Source organism: Streptomyces sp. S07_1.15, from assembly GCF_020739505.1.
Lineage (GTDB): Bacteria > Actinomycetota > Actinomycetes > Streptomycetales > Streptomycetaceae > Streptomyces > Streptomyces xinghaiensis.
Genome location: NZ_JAJBZK010000001.1, coordinates 503,922 through 523,199, shown reverse-complemented (window position 1 = coordinate 523,199; position 19,278 = coordinate 503,922). Strand labels below are relative to the sequence as shown.

15 protein-coding genes and 1 pseudogene are annotated in these 19,278 nt (G+C 75.4%); 9 read left to right on the top strand and 7 right to left on the bottom strand.

Going from position 1 to position 19,278, the window contains the following annotated elements; genetic code table 11:
- Positions 1 to 32 precede the first annotated feature (32 nt).
- Together LIX60_RS02345 and hppD are read right to left on the bottom strand one after the other, a co-directional pair.
- Positions 33 to 1,094, bottom strand: coding sequence for an alpha-hydroxy acid oxidase (locus LIX60_RS02345; protein WP_227962585.1), 1,062 nt, complete (start codon positions 1,092 to 1,094; stop codon positions 33 to 35).
- A 115-nt stretch (positions 1,095 to 1,209) separates the two neighbouring features.
- Positions 1,210 to 2,310, bottom strand: coding sequence for a 4-hydroxyphenylpyruvate dioxygenase (hppD, locus tag LIX60_RS02340; RefSeq protein WP_227956966.1), 1,101 nt, complete (start codon positions 2,308 to 2,310; stop codon positions 1,210 to 1,212).
- 379 nt (positions 2,311 to 2,689) lie between these two features.
- Between hppD and LIX60_RS02335 the strand changes: the two genes are divergently transcribed.
- From LIX60_RS02335 to LIX60_RS02295, 8 genes and pseudogenes are all read left to right on the top strand, one after another.
- Positions 2,690 to 4,048 (top strand): PLP-dependent aminotransferase family protein, encoded by a 1,359-nt coding sequence (locus tag LIX60_RS02335; protein ID WP_227956965.1) that lies wholly within the window; start codon positions 2,690 to 2,692, stop codon positions 4,046 to 4,048.
- Entirely contained in the window at positions 4,045 to 5,007 is a 963-nt protein-coding gene (locus LIX60_RS02330) for a prephenate dehydrogenase (RefSeq protein ID WP_227956964.1), read from the top strand. The genes LIX60_RS02335 and LIX60_RS02330 overlap by 4 nt, the downstream gene beginning before the upstream one ends.
- Positions 5,008 to 5,196: 189 nt before the next feature.
- Entirely contained in the window at positions 5,197 to 5,778 is a 582-nt protein-coding gene (locus LIX60_RS02325; protein ID WP_227956963.1) for a hypothetical protein, read from the top strand.
- Entirely contained in the window at positions 5,775 to 7,193 is a 1,419-nt protein-coding gene (locus LIX60_RS02320) for a peptidoglycan-binding protein (protein WP_227956962.1), read from the top strand. The genes LIX60_RS02325 and LIX60_RS02320 overlap by 4 nt, the downstream gene beginning before the upstream one ends.
- Positions 7,190 to 7,969, top strand: coding sequence for an ABC transporter ATP-binding protein (locus tag LIX60_RS02315; protein ID WP_308101074.1), 780 nt, complete (start codon positions 7,190 to 7,192; stop codon positions 7,967 to 7,969). Before LIX60_RS02320 ends, LIX60_RS02315 begins: the two co-directional genes overlap by 4 nt.
- Positions 7,966 to 9,210, top strand: a complete 1,245-nt coding sequence (locus tag LIX60_RS02310) for an ABC transporter permease (RefSeq protein WP_227956961.1) — start codon at positions 7,966 to 7,968, stop codon at positions 9,208 to 9,210. Before LIX60_RS02315 ends, LIX60_RS02310 begins: the two co-directional genes overlap by 4 nt.
- 383 nt (positions 9,211 to 9,593) lie before the next feature.
- Positions 9,594 to 10,025, top strand: a pseudogene (locus tag LIX60_RS02305) (PPOX class F420-dependent oxidoreductase); the annotation flags it as partial.
- A 934-nt stretch (positions 10,026 to 10,959) separates the two neighbouring features.
- On the top strand, positions 10,960 to 12,471 hold the full coding sequence (locus tag LIX60_RS02295) for an FUSC family protein (RefSeq protein ID WP_227956960.1): 1,512 nt from the start codon (positions 10,960 to 10,962) through the stop codon (positions 12,469 to 12,471).
- A 435-nt stretch (positions 12,472 to 12,906) separates the two neighbouring features.
- On the opposite strand, the gene LIX60_RS02290 is transcribed toward LIX60_RS02295, so the two are convergent.
- The 5 genes from LIX60_RS02290 to LIX60_RS02270 form a co-directional block, all read right to left on the bottom strand.
- Entirely contained in the window at positions 12,907 to 13,851 is a 945-nt protein-coding gene (locus tag LIX60_RS02290) for a sirohydrochlorin chelatase (RefSeq protein WP_227956959.1), read from the bottom strand.
- A gap of 106 nt (positions 13,852 to 13,957) precedes the next feature.
- The gene (locus LIX60_RS02285) at positions 13,958 to 15,340 is read right to left on the bottom strand and encodes a BadF/BadG/BcrA/BcrD ATPase family protein (RefSeq protein ID WP_374117781.1); all 1,383 of its coding nucleotides are present in this window, start codon (positions 15,338 to 15,340) and stop codon (positions 13,958 to 13,960) included.
- A 333-nt stretch (positions 15,341 to 15,673) separates the two neighbouring features.
- Positions 15,674 to 16,351 carry a uracil-DNA glycosylase gene (locus LIX60_RS02280; RefSeq protein WP_227956958.1) on the bottom strand — a complete coding sequence of 226 codons (678 nt, stop codon included), beginning with the start codon at positions 16,349 to 16,351 and terminating at the stop codon, positions 15,674 to 15,676.
- A 57-nt stretch (positions 16,352 to 16,408) separates the two neighbouring features.
- Positions 16,409 to 17,515, bottom strand: a complete 1,107-nt coding sequence (locus LIX60_RS02275; RefSeq protein WP_227956957.1) for a sialidase family protein — start codon at positions 17,513 to 17,515, stop codon at positions 16,409 to 16,411.
- A gap of 90 nt (positions 17,516 to 17,605) precedes the next feature.
- The gene (locus LIX60_RS02270) at positions 17,606 to 18,703 is read right to left on the bottom strand and encodes an NADH:flavin oxidoreductase/NADH oxidase (RefSeq protein ID WP_227956956.1); all 1,098 of its coding nucleotides are present in this window, start codon (positions 18,701 to 18,703) and stop codon (positions 17,606 to 17,608) included.
- A gap of 120 nt (positions 18,704 to 18,823) precedes the next feature.
- On the opposite strand from LIX60_RS02270, the gene LIX60_RS02265 reads away from it, so the two are divergent.
- Positions 18,824 to 19,189, top strand: coding sequence for a helix-turn-helix transcriptional regulator (locus tag LIX60_RS02265; protein ID WP_227956955.1), 366 nt, complete (start codon positions 18,824 to 18,826; stop codon positions 19,187 to 19,189).
- Positions 19,190 to 19,278: the final 89 nt, after the last annotated feature.

Here is a 19,278-nt window from a genome sequence, read left to right as displayed (position 1 = left end):
GGGCGGCCCGGCCCGCACACCGGTTTGCCGGCCTACGGGAGGCGCACCGTGCGCAGCCGGCGGGCCCCGGCGGTCCCGGCGCAGCCCGCCAGCCCGAGCGCGTCGCCCAGTTCGCAGGCCAGCAGGTCGAGCACCCGCCGGACACCGTCCTCGCCGCCGGCGGCCAGGCCCCACATCGGCGGGCGTCCCACCAGGACCCCCGAGGCCCCCAGGGCCAGCGCCGTGAGCACGTCCGTCCCGCCGCGGACCCCGCCGTCCACCATCACCTCGCAGGCCCCGCCGACGGCCTCCACCACCGCCGGCAGGGCGTCGAGGCCGGGCAGGGCGCCGTCGAGCTGCCGGCCGCCGTGGTTGGACACCACGACCGCGTCGACACCCGACTCCACCGCCCGCACCGCGTCCTCCGGCGCCAGCACCCCCTTGAGCACCAGCGGCAGCCGGGTGGCGGCCCGCAGCTCCTCCACACAGGACCAGGTGAGCGCCGGCGAGAACGCCCCCGCGGTGTGGGCCGCCACCGCCGAACCCCCGGCGGGCCGGTGCGCCACCGAGGCGGCACCGGCGTCCAGGTGCGCGGCCCGCACATCGGCCGGGAGCGCGAACCGGTTCCGCACATCGCGCAGCCGGCGGCCCATCCAGGGCACGTCGACGGTGAGCATCAGCGCCTCACAGCCCGCGTCCTCGGCCCGGCGCGCCAGCTCCAGCGAACGCCCGCGCTCCCGGAGCCAGTAGAGCTGGAACCAGACGGAGCCGCCGGCCGCCGTGACCTCCTCGACGGGGACGCTGCTCAGCGTGGCGACCGTGAACGGCACCCCCGCCGCCTTCGCCGCCCGCGCGGTGGCGAGCTCGCCGTCCGGATGGACCATGCGGTGGTAGGCGACCGGGGCGATCGCCACCGGCATCCGGACCGGCCGGCCCAGCAGCACCGCCTCCGTGCCCCACCCCGAGACGTCCCGGAGCACCCGCGGGGTGACGAAGACCCGGCCGAAGGCCTCCCGGTTGGCCGCCAGCGCGCGCTCCCGGCCGCTGCCGCCCGCGATGAAGTCCCGCACCTCGGGCGGGAGTACGGCCGCCGCGGCCCGCTCGGCGTCGTCCAGGCCGCACCACGGCTCCGGGGCCGCCGCGCCGGGGAGGGCCCCGCCCGCGCCCGGGTCCCGCCGGCCGCCGGGGCCGGGGGATCCGGGCGGAGCGGAGGACGCGGCGGCCCGCTCGTCACCGTGCGGCACGCTGGCCCGTCCGCTCCAGCTCGACCGCCTCGTACAGCGCCTTGATGTTGGAGCTGCCGAAGGTCCGGGCTCCCCGGCGCTCGATCACCTCGTAGAAGATCGTGCGCCGCGGGTGGACGGAGGCGGTGAAGATCTGGAACAGCTGGCCTCCGTGGTCCTCGTCCACGAGGAGGTGGGTGGACCGCAGATCGTCCAGGGTGTGGGTCTTCAGCCCGATCCGCTCGCCGAGCAGGTCGTAGTAGGTCCCCGGGGTCCGGAGGAATCCGACCCCGCGGCCCGAGAGCGCGCGCACCGCGCCGACGGCGTCGTCGCTGGAGAAGGCCAGATGCTGGACGCCCGGTCCGTGGTGGCTCTTGAGGAAGTCGTCGATCTGCCCGGGCTGCGCCTCCGGATCCGGTTCGATGAGCGTCAGTGTCACCGCACCGGTCTCCGCGCTCTGCACGACCCGCGACTCCATCGCCTGGGCGCCGACGACGATGCGCTCCTGGTAGATCTCCCGGAATCCCAGGGCCCGCTGGTAGAAGCGGGCCGTTCCGTCGAGGTCGCCCGCGGTGAGGCAGACCGCGATGTGGTCGATGTCGAGCAGGCCCACCCCGGCGGGGGCGCCGGTCTCCTCCCGGCGCTGCGCCGGTACGAAACCGGCCGGGAGCCCGGGGCCCTCGCCGGGTGCGCGTTGCACCAGGGTGTGCACCACGTCCCCGAAGCCGCCGATGGCCGCCGTGACGGCGGGGCCGCCGCCCTCGTGCCGGACCGGCTCCCGGACCGGGCGGGCGCCGGCCGCCACCGCCGCCTCGAAGGCCGCGGTCACGTCGGCGGTGCGCAGCGCGATGTCGGCGACCCCGTCGCCGTGCGCGGCCACGTAGGCGGCGGCGGGATGATCCGCCGCCTCCGCCGCGGTCAGCACCAGGAGGACGCGGCCCTGGCGCAGGGCGACAGCGCGGTGATCGGCGGTTCCTCCGGTGCCGGCGACCGTGAAGGCGTACTGGCCGGTCCAGGCGGCCACCGCCGCCTCCAGGTCGTCGACGTACATCTCCACATAGTCGATCGCGAGGTCGTTGAGGGGAGCCGTTGCGGGTAAATCCGTCATGGGAGTCCTCGTACGGAGAAGGTGCGGATTCAGAGCCCCGCACGTCGTGCCGCGGAATGGCAGCGGAATATCCGCGTCCCCGGGAAAGATCCGGACCGTCATCGAGAACGGCCCCGTGTATTCCTCTTCCGGGGTCCCCTTCACCGCGGGCCGCGAGGCCGGGCATTTCTTTTCTGCGGCCCGATGGTACGGGCGCCGCGGCGATTTCCGCACCTGTCAAGGGAAAGCCCGGCAAACGCGGTCGGTGTTCCCCGCCGCCGCGCGGATATCCGCCCGGCGCGGCCATTGCCGGGGATCGCGCGACGGACGATGCTGAGGGCGCGGCACGCGCCGCGCCCCGTAACGCCCCCACGCCTTCCCGCATGTGACAAGGACTCAGATGACGGAAATCCTGCAATCGGAGACCGCCCCGGCCGGGCTGTCCGCGGACGCGCTGCACGCATCGCTCGGCGATGTGTCGATGGAGTCCATGAACCTGCTGAACCAGATCGCCGACACCCATCCCCGCGCGGTCTCCTTCGCCGCGGGCCGGCCCTACGAGGGCTTCTACGACGTGGACCGGTTACCCGAGTACCTGCGGGTCTTCTGCGACCACCTGCGCACCGAACGGGGGATGGACGAGACGGAGGTCGCCCGCACCCTGTTCCAGTACGGAGCCACCAAGGGCATCATCACCTCCCTGGTGGCCCGGAGCCTCGCCGTCGACGAGGGAATCGAGGCCGGCCCCGGCTCCGTGGTGGTCACCGTCGGCTGCCAGGAGGCGATGTTCCTGGTGCTGCGCGCGCTGCGCGCGGACGACCGCGAGGCGCTGCTGGCACCGAGCCCGACCTACGTCGGCCTGACCGGCGCCGCGCTCCTCGCCGACCTGCCCGTGCTCCCCGTGCGCACCCGCGAGAACGGCATCGACCTGGACGACCTGGTGGAACGGCTGCGCCGGGCACGCGCCGGGGGCCTGCGGGTCCGCGCCTGCTACGTCACCCCCGACTTCGCCAACCCCTCCGGGGCCAGCATGGACCTCGCCGCCCGGCACCGGCTGCTGGACCTCGCCGCGGCCGAGGACCTGCTGCTGCTGGAGGACAACGCCTACGGACTGCTCGGCGGGACGGCCAGCCGGCTGCCCACCCTGAAGTCTCTCGACCGCCGTCAACGGGTCGTCTATCTCGGCTCGTTCGCCAAGACCTGCATGCCCGGCGCACGCGTCGGCTACGTGGTCGCCGACCAGCGGATCACCGGCGGCAGCGGCGGCGGAACGCTGCTCGCCGACGAACTGTCGAAGATCAAGAGCATGCTCACCGTCAACACCTCCCCGATCGCTCAGGCCCTGATCGGCGGCAAACTGCTCTCCCACGGCTGCAGCCTCGCCGAGGCCAACCGCCGGGAGACGGAGGTCTACCGGCGCAATCTCCGCCAGGTGCTCGACGGGCTGGCCCGGCGGCTGGGACACGTCCCCGGCGTGGAATGGAACGCGCCCGCGGGCGGGTTCTTCGTCGTGCTCACCGTGCCGTTCACCGTGGACGACGGTCTCCTGGAGTACGCGGCCCGCCGCCACGGCGTGCTGTTCACCCCCATGCACCACTTCTACGGTGCCTCGGCCGGGTTCCGCCAGCTCCGGCTGTCCGTCAGCATGCTGACGCCCGACCGGATCGAGGAGGGCCTGGACCGGCTGGCCGGGCTCGTCACCGAACGCCTCGCGGAGCACGGGGCGGCCGGCGGGCCGGTACCGGGGGGCGGGTCGTGAGCCTCCGTACCCTCGCCGTCGTCGGCACCGGCCTGATCGGCACCTCGGTCGCCCTCGCGGCCTGCCGGCAGGGGGTCACCGTGTACCTGTCGGACCGGGACGAGTCCGCCGCCCGCACCGCCGAGGACCTGGGCGCCGGACGGGCCGCGCCGCCGCCGGAACCCGTGGACCTCGCCGTGGTCGCCGTACCGCCCAGCCTGGTCGCGCCCGTGCTGGCGGAGTCGCAGGCACGGCGGCTGGCGCTCAGCTACACCGACGTGGCGAGCGTCAAGTCCCGTACGGAACGGGAGATCCTGGCCACCGCCCCCGACCCGACCCGCTACGTCGGCGGCCACCCGATGGCCGGCCGCGAGTGGTCGGGCCCGCGGGCGGCCCGCGCGGAACTGTTCCGGGAACGCACCTGGGTGCTCACCCCCACCCGGCTGACGTCCAAGCGGGCCTTCGACCGGACCCTCGACCTGATCGCGCTGTGCGGCGCCGTCCCCCGGGTGATGCGGGCCCGGGCGCACGACGAGGCGGTGGCCCTCACCTCCCACGCCCCGCACCTGGTCGCCAGTCTGATGGCGGCACGCCTGCGGGACGGCTCCGCGGACGCCGCCCACCTCGCCGGCCAGGGGCTGCGCGACGTCACCCGGATCGCCCGCGGCGACTCCCGGCTGTGGAGCGACATCCTGGAGTCCAACGCCGCCGCCGTCGCCGGGATCCTCACCCGGCTCCAGGAGGACCTCACCGGAGTCCTGGCGGCCCTGCACGACCTCGCGTCCCCGGGCCCCGCCGTCCCGGGCGGCACCGCACCCGGCGGGGGAGGCGTGGCGCCCGCCCCGGGCAGGCACGCCCTGGTGGACCTGCTCGACCGGGGCATCGCCGGGGTCGGCGGCCTCGACGGCGCGGGCGGCGGCCGCCGCGGCGCCCCGGGCCGCCCGGAGGCCCCGGCGTTCCCGGTGGCGGGCGGACGGTGAGGCGGCGGACGGTGAGGAGGCCCGCGGAGCAAGGGACGGCGGGGGCGCGGGACGGCGAGGGGGTGGCGGGCGGTCCGGACCTCCGCGGACCGGAGGAGATCCACCGGCAGTCTGCACCGGCCGGGGTAACACCGCGGTGACAGTGCTTGTGTCCGCCGTGTGACCGGCGCCCGCGTACAACTTGGCCCCATGTTCACCACAACCAAGCCCACCGTGGCCAAAACCCTGCTGGCGGCGTCGGTCCTGCTGACCGGCGCCCTCCTCAGCGGATGTTCCGACGACTCGTCGGCCGCCTCCGCCGACGACACCAAGTCCGAGGCGAGCGCCTCGCCCGGCAGCCCCTTCGAGCAGGCGCTGGCCTTCTCGCAGTGCATGCGCGACAACGGGGTGGCCGGCTTCCCCGACCCGCAGCAGCAGGAGGGCGGCGGCATCGCGCTGAGCCCGGGCGACGGTAACGTCGACCCGAACTCCGAGTCCTTCAGGTCCGCGCAGGAGGCGTGCCGCGACAAGATGCCCCAGGGCCAGCTCGGCGGGGGCGGCGGCAACGGCGAACCGCTGGACTCGGCGAAGGTCGCCGCCTGGGCGAAGTGCATGCGCGAGAACGGCCTCCCCAAGTTCCCCGACCCCGAGATCAACGGCAACAACCTCGGGATCGACTTCGCCGGCTCCGGCATCAACCCGGCCGACGACGAGTTCCAGCAGGCCCGGGCGGCCTGTCAGGACAAGTGGCCCGGCGGCGGCGTGACGATCTCGGGCGGCGGCGCACAGTGACGGCACCGGACGGGACACAGGAGCGCGAGCGGGACGAGGGGGCGGACCGTCCGGGCCCGTCCGGTGACCCCTCCGCGGCCCTGGAACTGCGCACCCCCGGCGAGGTGGCCGACCGCCCGGCGGCCGGGGCCGACACCCGGGAGACCTCCGGGGACCCCGGGCTCCGGGAAACGGCCCGGGACCTCGAAACCCGGGAGAGGCCGGCGGAGACCGCCGCCGGCAGCGGCGACGACGGCGAGGCCGCGGCCCCGCCGGCGAGCCACCGCAGAAGCCGTCCGCTGCGCACCTCGGTGATCGTGGCCGCCGCGATCACCGTGGTCGCGGCGGCCGGCGCCGCCACCACCGGGGCCCTCGGCGGCGACGGAGCGGGAGAGGCGAACGCCGCTCCCTCCGCCCCGCCGAAGACCGCCGAGATCCGGCGCACCACCCTGACCCGCACCGAGACGGTCGACGGAAACCTCGGCTACGGCGAGGCCTCGGCCGTCCAGGCCCCGGCCGGAGCCGGAAGCGGGCAGCCGGCGCGGAACGGCACCGGCGGCGACGGCGGAAGCGCCGGGATCATCACCTGGGTGCCCGAGGACGGCGACGTCATCAAGCGCGGCGGCACCGTCTACCGCGCCGACGAGGAGAAGGTCCCGCTGCTCTACGGCTCCACGCCCTTCTACCGCACCCTGGGGCCGGGCAGTGAGGGCGGCGACGTCAAGATCCTGGAGAAGAACCTCTCCGAACTCGGCTACACCGGCTTCACCGCCGACGACGCGTACACGGAGACCACCGCCGACGCCGTCCGGGACTGGCAGGACGACCTCGGCCGCGAGGAGACCGGCAGGGTCGGGCCCGGGGACGCCGTGGTGGCGCCCGGTGCCCGGCGCGTCGCCGACGTGAAGACCTCCCCCGGCGCCCTGCTCAACGGCACCGTCCTGACCTGGACCGGCACCGAACGCATCGTCACCGTCGATCTCGACGTGCGGCACGAGGACCTCGTCGAGAAGGGCACCAAGGCCACCGTCACCCTCCCGGACGACAGCACCGTCCGGGCGGAGGTGACGGACGTCGGCACCCTCTCGGGCTCCGGCGAGGCCGGCGACGCCGGCTCCGGCGGCCCCGGGAACGGCGGCGGGAACGAGGACCCCACCCTGCCCGTGGAGCTGGAGATCGCGAAGCAGAAGGGGCTCGGCCGCTACCAGGCCGCCGGCGTCGAGGTCACGCTGAAGGCGGAGACCCGCGAGAACGTCCTCGCCGTCCCCGTGAACGCGCTGGTGGCGGAGCGCGGCGGCGGCTACGCCGTGGAGGTCGTCGACGCGGACGGCACCGTCGAGCGGCGTGCGGTGAAGCTCGGCATGTTCGCGGACAGCCTGGTGGAGGTGTCCGGCAAGGGCATCACCGACGGCCTGGTCGTGGGGGTCCCCAAGTGACCGAAGCGCCCAGCCCGGTGGTCGAACTGTCCGGGGTCCGCAAGACGTACGGGGACGTGACGGCGCTGCGGGACGCCGGGCTCGTCATCCGGCGCGGCGAACTGCTGGCCGTCGTCGGCCCGTCGGGCTCCGGGAAGTCCACGATGCTCAACATCATGGGCACCCTCGACCGCCCCACCGCCGGCACCGTGCGCATCGACGGGCACGACATCGACCACCTCAGCGACCGCGAGTTGTCCGCACTGCGCGCCGGAACGATCGGTTTCGTCTTCCAGCAGTTCCACCTCGCCCCCGGTATCCCGGCCCTGGACAGCGTCGCGGACGGGCTGCTCTACAGCGGCCGCCCGCGCGCCGAGCGGCGCAGGCTCGCCGAGCGCGCCCTGCGCCGGGTCGGCCTCGGCCACCGGCTCCACCACGAGCCGCACCAGCTCTCCGGCGGTGAGAAACAGCGGGTGGCCATCGCCCGCGCGGTGCTCGGCGACCCGCCGCTGCTGCTCGCCGACGAGCCCACCGGCGCGCTGGACTCCCGTTCCGGCCTGGTGGTGATGGAGCTGCTGCACGAGCTGCACCGGGCCGGCACCACGGTCGTGGTGATCACCCACGACCGGGACATCGCGGCCTCCCTGCCGCGCGAGGTCCGGATCCGCGACGGCCGGATCGAACACGACTCGGACGGCGCCGGACCCGCGCTCGCCGCCGGCCCGGACGGCGACGGTGCCCTCAGGCCGGCCCCGGTGCCCGCCGCCGCCCTGACCGCGGGGGAGGCCGTGCGATGACCACCGTGAAGGAGCCGGCACGCCCGGCACCACCCCGCCCGGCACCGCCCCGCCCCAGGCCGGCCCGGATGAACCCGGCCGACGTCCTGCGGGTCGGCGGCTCCGGACTGCGTTCCCGGCCCCTGCGGGTGTTCCTGTCGGCGCTCGGCATCGCCATCGGCATCGCCGCCATGGTCGGCGTGGTGGGCATCTCCACCTCCAGCACCGAGGACCTCAACCGCCGGCTCTCCGCGCTGGGCACCAATCTGCTCACCGTCACCCCCGGCCAGTCCTTCGGCGGCGGCGCCGCCCATCTGCCGGACGAGTCCGTGGAGATGATCGGGAACATCCCGGAGGTGGAGTCGGTCTCCGCCCTCGGCAAGACCGGGGCCAAGGTCTACCGCAACGACCACATCCCCGAGGAGGAGACCGGCGGCCTCAACGTCTACGCGGCCCGCACCGATCTGCCGGACACCGCCGGGGCGGAGATCGTCGACGGCCGGTGGCTGAACGCGGCCAACCAGCGGTACCCGGCCGTGGTGCTCGGCCCCACGGCCGCGGAGCAGCTCGGGGTGTTCCGGGCCGGGACCGGCACGAAGGTCTGGATGGCCGGGCAGTGGGTCACCGTCGTCGGCCTGCTGGCCCCCAACGAACTCGTCCCGGAGCTGGACTCCGCCGCGCTGACCGGCTGGACCTTCGCCGAGGAGGAGCTGGGCTTCGACGGCTACCCCACGACGGTGTACACCCGCGTGGAGGAGGCGGCCGTCACCGACGTACAGGCGATCCTCGGCGCCACCGCCAACCCGGAGAACCCCAGCGAGGCCAATGTCTCCCGGCCCTCCGACGTGCTCGCCGCCAAGCAGGCCACCGACGACACCCTCAGCGGACTGCTGCTGGGTCTCGGCGCGGTCGCCCTGCTCGTCGGCGGCGTGGGGGTGGCCAACACCATGGTCATCTCGGTACTGGAACGCAGGTCGGAGATCGGTCTGCGCCGCGCCCTGGGCGCCACCCGCGGCCAGGTCCGCAACCAGTTCCTCTGCGAGGCCCTGTTGCTGTCGGCGCTCGGCGGCATCGGCGGGGTCCTGCTCGGCATCGCCGTCACCTCCGGCTACGCCACCTACCAGGGCTGGCCCTCGGTGGTGCCGGTCTGGGCGATGGCGGGCGGGGTCGGCGCGACCCTGGTGATCGGCGGGCTGGCCGGCTTCTATCCCGCGCTGCGCGCCGCACGGCTGCCTCCCACGGAGGCCCTGTCGACCACGTGACCGCACGGACCACGGTGCCCTCGTCCGCCTCACATCCCCCGCGGGCGGCGAGGGCACCGTCTTGCGCGCACGGGGCCGCCGCCCGCCGCCCGCCGTCCGTTCGCCGGGGACATACGGCCGGGCACACGGCCGGGACATACGGCCGGAACAGCGAGAGACTGCGCGTCCCCTTTCCTGTCACGGAACGGCCCACGGAGCGGAATCCGGAAATCCGTCGTCCGCGCGCACAGCGAAAACCCCGGGGGCGACGGGAAAACCGCGACGGCACCGGGCGCGAAACATCCGGACAGCAGCGTACAGCGCGCCGAACTCCCCCGAAATGTCCAGCCGTTACGCGCTCTCGGACCTGTTCCGCCGCCTTATCGGCCCCGTATTCTCACCGCATGACCGAGCCCATGGGAAAAACCGGCGACAGCGCCCTGTACGAGCTTCTGCAGGGGCACCACATCGGCACGCTCGTCACCCTCAAGCGCGACGGCCGTCCCCAGCTCTCCAACGTCGGCTACGCCTACGATCCCCAGTCCCGCGTCATCCGCCTCATGGTGACCTACAACCGGGCCAAGACCCGTAATCTGCGCCGCGATCCGCGCGCGAGCTTCTATGTCACCAGCAGCAACGGCTTCTCCTACATGGTGGCCGAGGGCGAGGCCGAACTGACGCCGATCACCACCGATCCGCACGACGCGGTCGCCGATGAACTGGTCCGGGTCTTCCGCGGTTTCCAGGGTGAGCACCCGGACTGGGAGGGCTTCCGGGCCGCGATGGTGGCGGAGCGGCGCCTGGTGATCCGGCTCGCCGTGGAACGGGTGTACGGGGCGGCCGGCCGGCGTGTCCTGGCGGGCAGCCGCCCGGCACCCGCGGACGGCACCGGCTCCGGCGGGCCGGGGCCGCAGCTCGGCCGCGGGCCGATGCCGCAGCACGGCGGAGGGCCGGGCCTCCAGCTCGGCCGGGGGCCGATGCCGCAGCACGGCGGGGGACCGGGCCCGCAGACCGGCGGAGGGCCCGAGGGCCCGGGCGGCATCATGGTCGGCTGACCCGCCGCCCCGCTCCCTTTCCCCGGCGCTCTCCGCCCGGCCATCGCACCGCCTTCCGCCGCCCCGGCCGGCACTGCCGGAATTCCACCGGTGACGGTGATGGGTGATCTGTTGTAGGCACCGTGCCGCACCCGGAAACGCGCCCGCCGCGTATCCACCGACGGGGGCGGCCGGACTGCCGGATTCATCCGGCGCGGGGCGGCGAATGCCCGGTGCGCCGAATGCCCGGTGCGCGGCCCGGGTATTTCTGGGCCCCTCCGCCTTCTGCTCTCTCCGCGGAAGCCGTGTTTTCTCTCTCCGCGCGCCCGGACCACGCGTTACTGCATGCGCGTGCGCATTCCGCTTTCCGATTCCCCGCGCCGGGACGAGGAGCCGGGCCGGAGTGAGGAGGCCGGCGACGGTCACTCCCGTGACCGGGTGCCGGGGCACCGCCCGGGTCGGTTCGCCGTCCGCCCCGCGCCGCCGCCCGGGTGGCCACCGGCAGCCCGGCCCCACCCGTTTCCGTCCGGCCCTGCCCGTTTCCGCCGCGTCCGTGCGGTTCCGCGGCCATTGGCACGCCCACCGCCGGCGATCTCGGCCCTCGGCTGTGCCATTGGCCCAGTGATCCGGGCCCTGCTTGAGCACATGGGTGCGGGGATGCTCTCATGGATGCGTCGATGGCGCTGCGGACTTCCGCGGCGCCTTTTTCGTGCGGGGCGCCGGGAGGGCGGAAAGAGTGCTGAAGAGGATGTTCGTGGCTCCGGATCCGGGGCGGGTGCGCCTGCGCAGCGCGCTGCGGGCCGTCCTGGGCATCGGTCTCGCGGTGAGCCTGTCCCTGCTCACCGGCCACGAGCTCCCCGCCGTCATCGCCGGCGGTCTGACGGCGCTCCTCGCCCTCTTCACGGTCACCGACACGACCGTCCGCCGGCAGGCCGTCACCACCGCGCTGTTCCCGGTGGCCGGCTTCCCGGTCCTCGCCCTGGCGACCGTGCTGCACGACCAGCCGCTCCTGCGCGACGCGGCGTTCCTCGCGGTCGCCGGCGCCGGCGTGTACGCGCGGCGCTGGGGCCCGCGGGGCCATGCCCTCGGCACCTTCGCGTTCATGACCTTCTTCGTGGCGCAGTTCCTGCGGTCGGTCCCGGGCCAGCTTCCCGGCCTGTACGCCGCCATGGCCCTCGCCCTGCTCGCCTCGTCGGCGGTCCGCTTCGGCCTCTGGTGCTACGAACGGCGGATGGCGCCGCCCGTCCAGCCGCCCCCGCCGGGCGGCCGCGGCCTCGCCCGGACGAGCACCCGGCAGGCCGTCCAGGTGGCGGTCGCGGGCGGGCTCGCCCTCGGTCTGGGCCAGGCGCTGTCGCAGGAGCGGTGGTACTGGGCGGTGGGCACCGTCTGGTGGATCTTCGTCAACACCGCCTCGCGCGGCGAGACCCTGGTCCGCGGCTGGCGGCGCGTGGTGGGCACCGTCACGGGGGTCGCCGCCGGGCTGTTCACCGCCGTACCGCTGGACGGCGAGCCCGCCCCGACCGCCGTCCTCGTGGCCGTCTGCGTCTTCGGCGTCTTCTACACGGCACCGCTGTCCTACAGCTGGATGATGTTCTTCGTGACCGTCATGGCCGGGCTGCTCTACGGCCTGCTCGGCGTACTGGACGAGGCGCTGCTCGCCCTGCGGGTCGCGGAGACGCTGGTCGGCGCGGTGGCCGTCGTGGCGGCGGTGGCCGTCGTCCTCCCCGTCACCACGCACGCCGCCACGGACGCCTGGATCCAGCGCTCCCTGCTGTGTGTCCGGCAGTGCACGACGGAGGCCTCCCGGCGGCTGGCCGGTGACGACGGCGCCGACCCGGCGCCGCACGCGGCCGCACTCGAAGCGCTGCTCGCCCGGGTGCGCGTCTCCGTCGCCCCGCTCCTCCACCCGCTCAACCCGTTCACCGCCCGCAGGGAGCGGGCCCGCCGGATCGTCGCCCTGCTCGACGCGTGCGCCGAGCGCCTGCGGGACCTCACCGAGCTCGCCGCCGACCCGGAGGCCTCCCACGACTCCCGGCTGACCGACGCCTGCCGACGGGTGGAAGCGGCCGTGGCCGCGCTCGTGACCCCCGGAGCCGTGGTGGTGGCCGCCGGGCCCGCCGTCGCGGAGACACCGCAGCACCCGGGCGCCGAACGCGCCCTCGCCTGTCTGCAGGGTCTGGAGGCGGCGCTCGTTTCGCTCGCCGCGCCGCTGCGGAGTTCTCCGCGCGCGCCGCTGGCCTCCTCCTGAGCCAGCTGAGGCACGGGGGGCCGGGAGCGGTGGGGACACGGCGCTCAGGCGGTCCCGCACCATCGCCGGGCCGGGCCTCGTCCGGGTCCTCCGCCCCGGCGACCGGCACCAGCCACGAGTGCTGTCCGAGGGCTCCGAGGGCGGCGGGAGACCGTTCCGACGGCTTCCTGCCCCGCCGTCACCGGCGCGCCGGGTGCTGGTCTTCTCCGGTCGCGCCAACGGGGCCCTCCGGTGGCGGCCTGACGGCCGGCGCCCCCCGGGGGGACGGACGGGTGGGCCGGGCCGTGCGCCGGGCGGGCCGGGTGAGCCGGTGCGGCAGCGGGAAGGGCATGTCGCGTCCCGGACACGGAGAAGGGCGGGGCCGTCGTACGGCCGCCGCCCCCCGGAATGCGGGACCGGGCCGCCGCCTGCGCGGGGCGCCCGTGTCCCGGCCGGTCAGCGCAAGGGCTGCGCCTGCTGCGGTGTGATGCCCAGGACGGCCGCGTACTGCGAGAGCACCAGCCTGCCGATCGCCGGATAGGCGCCCAGGGACTCGCCCGAGGGGCAGCCGGCCTCGGCGGCGGCCGCCTCCAGCAGTCCTTCGGGGAGCTCGGGCCCGATCAGGTACGGCGCGAGCGCGAGCTGTGCCGAACCGGAGCCCCGCAGCTCCTCGGCGGCCTTCGCGATGGAACCCTCGACGTCCAGCGCGGCGGCGAGCACCGGCACCGCGAGCCGGGCGGCGAGGAGCATGCCGGTGATGCCGGCGGCCTGGACGGCGTCCTCGCCGCCGACGGTGGCGAGGATGATGCCGTCGGCGGCCGTGGCGACGGTGAACAGGCGCGCCCGGTCGGCGCGGGCGAGCCCCGCCTCCGACAGGCGCACGTGCAGGGCCTCCGCCAGGAGCGGGTGCGGGCCGAGGGCCTCGGTCAGCTCGGCGGACGTGCGGCTGTCCATGACGGCCTGCCGGATGCGGCGGACCAGTGCGCTGTCCGGGCCCGCGAGCAGCGGCACCACGACGGCGTCGGGGGCGTCCTCACCGATGACCGGGGTCCGCCCGCCCTCTTCCCCGGCGCCTTCGGCCGCCGCGGTGGCGCGGGCCAGCCGGGCGGTGCGGTCGGCCGCGGCCTGGGAGAGCACGGCCGACAGTGCGGGGAATTCGTCGTCGCCGCCGTCGATGTATCCGATGTGGGCGTGCAGGCCCGGCAGTTCGGACCGGGCGATGCTGACGACCTCTTCCGCCAGGCTGCGGGAGGCCGCGTCGGGTGTGCCGGGCACCGCCAGCACCAGCGCGGGGGCACCCTCGGGCGCCGCCAGCGGCTCCGGTTTCCGGTGCCGACCGGGCTGGCGGGGACGCGGCATTCGTACGGGCAGGCCGGGTGCGGGCCCTGTGGGGGTGCTCATGGCGCCGCATGTTAACCCTTTGGAGGGCTTTGGTGTTCGGGGAGGGTGCGGCCGCGTACTCTTCGTCCGTTTTCGTCCGGTGGTTTGTATTGTTACCCGGAGTAAGTCAGTCGGGTGCGGGCGGCCGCGGCCAGAGGTCGAGCATGCCTCCGTCGGCGGGGAGCCGCAGGGTGCCGCCGGCGAGCGCGCCGGCGATCCGCAGAGCGCCGTCGAGCGGGCCGCCCCCGGCCTCCACCGGGCACGCCTCCGGCGCGAGCCGGGACAACTCCTCCCGGACCGGCACGAGCAGCGGCGGCCCGATCCCGAAGAGGCCGCCGGTGAACGCCACCGGGCAGCCGGTGGCGGGCGGGCAGACGGCGGCCGCGGTCTCCGCGATCGCGCGGGCCGCGTCCCGAAGGATTCCGGCCGCCACCGGGTCCGTCCCGGCGCAGGCGGCGACCTCCGGCGCGAACGAGGCCAGGACGGCCGCGCGGTCCGTCCGCGGATAGAGCAGGGCGGGGAGGCCGGCGGCCGGGCCGAAGACCGCCTCCAGCCGGTCCAGCAGCGCCGCCGAGCCGCCCCGGCGCCCGTCGTGCGCCCGCAGGGCCGCCTCCAGGCCGGCGCGGCCGATCCAGGCGCCCCCGCCGCAGTCGCCCAGCAGATGACCCCAGCCGTCGGCCCGCCTCCAACGGCCGCCCGGTGCGGGGGAGTACAGGGCTCCGCCGGAGGACGGAGCGGCCTCGGGAGAGGCGTCCGTGTGGCCGGGCGGACGGGAAGCGGGACGCCCGCCGGGCCCGTCGGAGAGCCGGGAACCACGGACCGGACCGGAGCCGGCCGTGCCGCCGGACCCGAGGGGCGCACGGGAGCCGGGGCGAGGGCCCGGCTCCCGGGGCGTACGGGAGTCCGGGGCGGGCCCGGAGCCGTGGTGCGTCACCGGGGGAGGGGGGAGGCCACCGTCGCCCGGGGGCGCGTCCAGGTCCGCGCCGAGGGCGATCACGCCGGTGCCCGCCGCGACGACCGCGCCCGTCCGCTGACCGAGGGCACCCGCGTAGGCCGTGACGGCGTCGGCCGCCAGCGCCAGCCGGCGGACGCCCAGTTCGGCGGCGAGGGCCTGCGGCAGCCGGGCCCGCAGATCGTCGCCGAGGGTGGCCATGCCGGCCGCGCCCACGGCCACTGCTGCCACGGCGCCTCGGGCCTCCGGCCGCCGCCCGGCCTCCCCGTCGCCGGCACGGGCCAGCAACGCCCGTGCGGCGGGCAGCAGGCAGGCGAGCAGGTGCCCGGCGTCGATGCCCCGGGGGCCGGTCCGGACGGGTTCGGCCCGGATCGCTTCCCCGACCTGCCCGCCGTCCTCCGCGCGGGCGAGGGCCACGCGCAGCCCGGAGCCGCCGGAGTCGACCCCGATCACCCAGCGGGCCGCACCGCCGGTGCCTTCCGGCTCACCGGGCGGCGGGGGCCGGCCCTCGCGGCCTGGGGCGCCAGGGGCCGCGTCGGCCCCCCGGGCTTCACTCACGTTCCGCTCCCTTCTCCGCGGCCGGCGACCGCAGCGGCACCGGAGGGCACGCCGGCGAGCGCCGTGAACCGCCGGCCCGAGGCCCGGCGGGGGCACGGGGGAGGAGCGGAGCAGGACTCCGTACGCGGCGCGGCAGGAGGCGGCTCCACGGCCGCGGATGGCAGGCCGCCCGCCTCCGGCGCACCACACCCGGAACCGCACGGCCCGCCGGAGGACCGGAGGCCCGTACCGGCCACGTCGGCCACGTCGGCCACGTCGGCCACGCCGGGCGGGCCGGCGGTGGCTGCCGTGGCGCCGTGCGCGGCAGCGGGTCCCCCGCCCCCGCGTCGCACGTCAGGGCAGACGCCAGTCGACCGGTTGGCCGCCCTGTTGTACGAGGAGGTCGTTGGCGCGGCTGAACGGGCGGGAACCGAAGAACCCGCGGTCGGCGGACATGGGGGAGGGATGCGCGGATTCCACCGCCGGGAGCGGGCCGAGCAGCGGGCGCACCGTGCGCGCGTCCCGCCCCCACAGAATCGCCACCAGCGGACGGCCCCGCTCCGCGAGGGCCCGGATGGCCTGTTCGGTGACGGCTTCCCAGCCCTTGCCGCGGTGCGCCGCGGGTCTGCGCGGGGCGGTGGTCAGCGCGCGGTTGAGCAGGAGGACGCCCTGCCGGGTCCAGGGGGTCAGATCGCCGTTGGAGGGCCGCTCCACTCCGAGGTCGCTCCGCAGCTCCCGGAAGATGTTCTCCAGGCTGCCGGGGAGCGGCCGGACCTCGGGCGCCACGGAGAAGCTCAGCCCCACCGCGTGCCCGGGTGTGGGATAGGGGTCCTGGCCGACGATCAGGACCCGTACCTCGTCGAAGGGCTGCTGGAAGGCGCGCAGCACATTCGGCCCGGCGGGCAGGTAGGTGCGCCCGGCGGCGATCTCCGCGCGGAGGAAGTCCCCCATCGCGGCGATCTGCCCGGCGACCGGGTCGAGGGCTTTCGCCCAGCCCGGTTCGACGATCTCGTTCAATGGTCGTGCAGCCACGGGCGGTCACTCTACTGGCTCCCCACACAGGCTCGTTGCCGCTCCCGGCAATCCGGCTCAGCCGATCACCGCGGCCCGGACACACAGCACATCCGGGAGATGGGAGGCGAGTTGGCGCCAGCTGTCGCCCTCGTCGGCGCTCGCGTACAGCTCGCCGTTGCGGTTGCCGAAGTAGATCCCGGCCGGGTCGGCGCCGTCGGACCACATCGCGTCCCGCAGGACCGGGCCGTAGTGCGCGGCCTCGGGCAGGCCCGTGGAGAGCGGCTGCCAGCTCTTGCCCGCGTCCTCCGTGCGGAAGACCCGGCAGCTGCGCCCGGCCGGCACCCGGTCCGCGTCGGCGTTGAGCGGGAAGACGTAGGCGACGTCGCCGCGGCGGGGGTGCGCGACGACGGGGAAACCGAAGTCCGAGGGCAGGGAGTCGCCGATGGAGGTCCACCGGGCCCCGGCGTCGTCACTGCGGAAGACGCCCCAGTGGTTCTGCAGATAGAGCCGGTCCGGGTCGGCGGCATCGCGGGCGATCTTGTGGACGCACTGCCCGAACTCGGGGTGGGGGTCGGGCATGAAGACCGCCGAGATCCCGGTGTTGGACGGATCCCAGCTCGCGCCGCCGTCCAGCGAGCGGAACACGCCCGCGGCGGACACCGCGACCGTCACCGCGCGAGGGTCGCGCGGGTCGGTGAGGACCGTGTGCACGGCCTCCCCGCCGCCGCCCGGCGCCCACCGGTCGCGGGTGGGGTGCTCCCACAGGGGGCGGACCAGCTCGAAGGTCTCGCCGCCGTCCTCCGAGCGGAAGAGCGCGGCCGGCTCGGTGCCGGCGTAGACCACGCCGGGCTCGGCCGGGCCGGCCGGCTGCAGCTGCCAGACCCGCTCAAGGGAGGCGCCGGTGTCCTCCGGGAAGCGGACGGCCGGGCGCTTCGGCTCCTGCCAGGTGGCGCCGAGGTCGTCGGAGCGGAAGACGGACGGGCCCCAGTGCGAACTGTCGCCGCCGACCAGCAGCCGGGGGGTGCCGCCGGGCCGCTGGTCGATGCCGATGGAGTAGACCGCCTGGGCGTTGAAGTGCGGGCCGTCGAACTCCCACTCCCCGGCCTTCCCGCCGGCGGAGCTCCGCCGCCGGGCGAGGAAGAGTCCTTTGCGGGTCCCCACGGCGAGCAGGACGTCGGTCATCTCGGCACCTCCGGAACGCGGTCGTGTTGCGTGGGTCACAGTCTGCACCGGCCCACTGACAACGGCGTTCCGCCACGGCGCCGTACCAGGTCAGCCCGCCCGCAGATACGGAACGGGGACGGGCGCGTCGGCACCCAGTTCCCGTGCCGCGCGCCGGGCGAAATAGGGGTCGCGGAGCAGTTCCCGGCCCAGCAGCACCGCGTCGGCCCGGCCGGCGGCGAGGATCTCCTCCGCCTGGCGCGCCCCGGTGATCTCGCCGACCGCCGCCACCGGCATCCCGGTCCGGTTCCGCACCCGCTCGGCGAAGGGCACCTGGTAGCCGGGCCCGGTGGGGATGCGCACCCGCGGGGCGTTGCCTCCGCTGGAGACGTCCAGGAGGTCCACCCCGTGTGCCCGGAGGTCCGCGGCCAGCCGCACGGTGTCGTCCACCGTCCAGCCGGCGCGCTCGTCCGCCCCGTTCTCCGCGAGCCAGTCCGTCGCCGAGACCCGGAAGAGGACGGGCAGGCCGTCGGGCCACACCTCGCGCACCGCGTCCACCACCCGCAGGGCGAGCCGGGTGCGGTTCTCGTAGGAGCCGCCGTAGGCGTCGGTGCGCCGGTTGCTGTGCGGGGACAGGAACTCCCCGATGAGGTAGCCGTGCGCCCCGTGCACCTCGGCCACCCGGAAGCCGGCGGCCAGCGCCCGCCGGGCGGCCTCGGCGAACTGCCGCACCACCTCGTCGATCTGCCGGACCGACAGCTCGGCGGGCACGGGATGTCCCTCGTCGAACGGCAGCGGGCTCGGCCCGAGCGGCCGCCAGCCGCCCTCCGCGGCGGACAGCGGGGCGCCGCCCTGCCACGGCAGGGCGGTGGACGCCTTGCGCCCGGCGTGGGCGAGCTGGATGCCGGGGACGGTGCCCTGGTCCTCGAGGAGACCCGTGATGCGGCGGAACGCCTCGGCCTGGCGGTCGTTCCACAGGCCCAGGTCCCCGGGGCTGATCCGGCCCTCCGGGCTGACGGCCGTGGCCTCGACGAGGATGAGGCCGGTGCCGCCCACGGCGCGCGAGGCGTAGTGCGTGGCGTGCCAGTCGCCCGGCACTCCCGCGCCGGGTCCGGTGTGCGCCGCGGAGTACTGGCACATCGGGGCCATCCACACACGGTTGGGGACGGTCAGCGAACGCAGGGTGAACGGGGTGAACAAACGGCTCACGGCAGCCTCCGGGCGGAGTCGGCGGTCGGGACGGCTCGTACGATAGGCATCGTAGTACGGTGGATGTCAAACTACGAGAGTCTTCGTACAATGAGGAGCCCGTCGTTCCGAGGAGCCGCCGTGACCACCCCCGCCCCGAGCCGCACTCTGGACCATCCGCCACGGGACGCGATCCGGCTCGAAGGCGTGCTGCACGCGCTCTCCGACCCCATGCGGCTGCGCATCGTCCGGAGTCTCGCCGCCGCCGAGGAGGAGCTGTCCTGCTCGCTCTTCGACCTCCCGGTCAGCAAGTCCACGACCACGCACCACTTCAGGGTGTTGCGTGAGAGCGGCGTGATCAGCCAGTGCTACCGGGGGACGGCCAAGATGAACGGCCTCCGCCGCGACGATCTCGACGCACTCTTCCCGGGCCTGCTCGACAGCCTGCTCCGGGCCGCCGCCCTCCAGGCGGGCCGGCTCCACGAGGACGGACGCGGCGAGGGCTGACGCCGCGCGGGCCGGCGCGGCGCGGACGGACGCGGCGGGGACTTACGGGAGTGGCGGCTCCGCTCCCCGCCACCGCCTCCCGGGAAAGC

What these genes read in the sequence shown, in the direction of transcription:
- LIX60_RS02290 (WP_227956959.1), bottom strand. Translation starts at nt 13,851, where the DNA reads ATGAGCACCCCCACAGGGCCCGCACCCGGCCTGCCCGTACGAATGCCG.
- LIX60_RS02275 (WP_227956957.1), bottom strand. Translation starts at nt 17,515, where the DNA reads ATGACCGACGTCCTGCTCGCCGTGGGGACCCGCAAAGGACTCTTCCTC.
- LIX60_RS02325 (WP_227956963.1), top strand. Translation starts at nt 5,197, where the DNA reads ATGTTCACCACAACCAAGCCCACCGTGGCCAAAACCCTGCTGGCGGCG.
- LIX60_RS02335 (WP_227956965.1), top strand. Translation starts at nt 2,690, where the DNA reads ATGACGGAAATCCTGCAATCGGAGACCGCCCCGGCCGGGCTGTCCGCG.
- LIX60_RS02310 (WP_227956961.1), top strand. Translation starts at nt 7,966, where the DNA reads ATGACCACCGTGAAGGAGCCGGCACGCCCGGCACCACCCCGCCCGGCA.
- hppD (WP_227956966.1), bottom strand. Translation starts at nt 2,310, where the DNA reads ATGACGGATTTACCCGCAACGGCTCCCCTCAACGACCTCGCGATCGAC.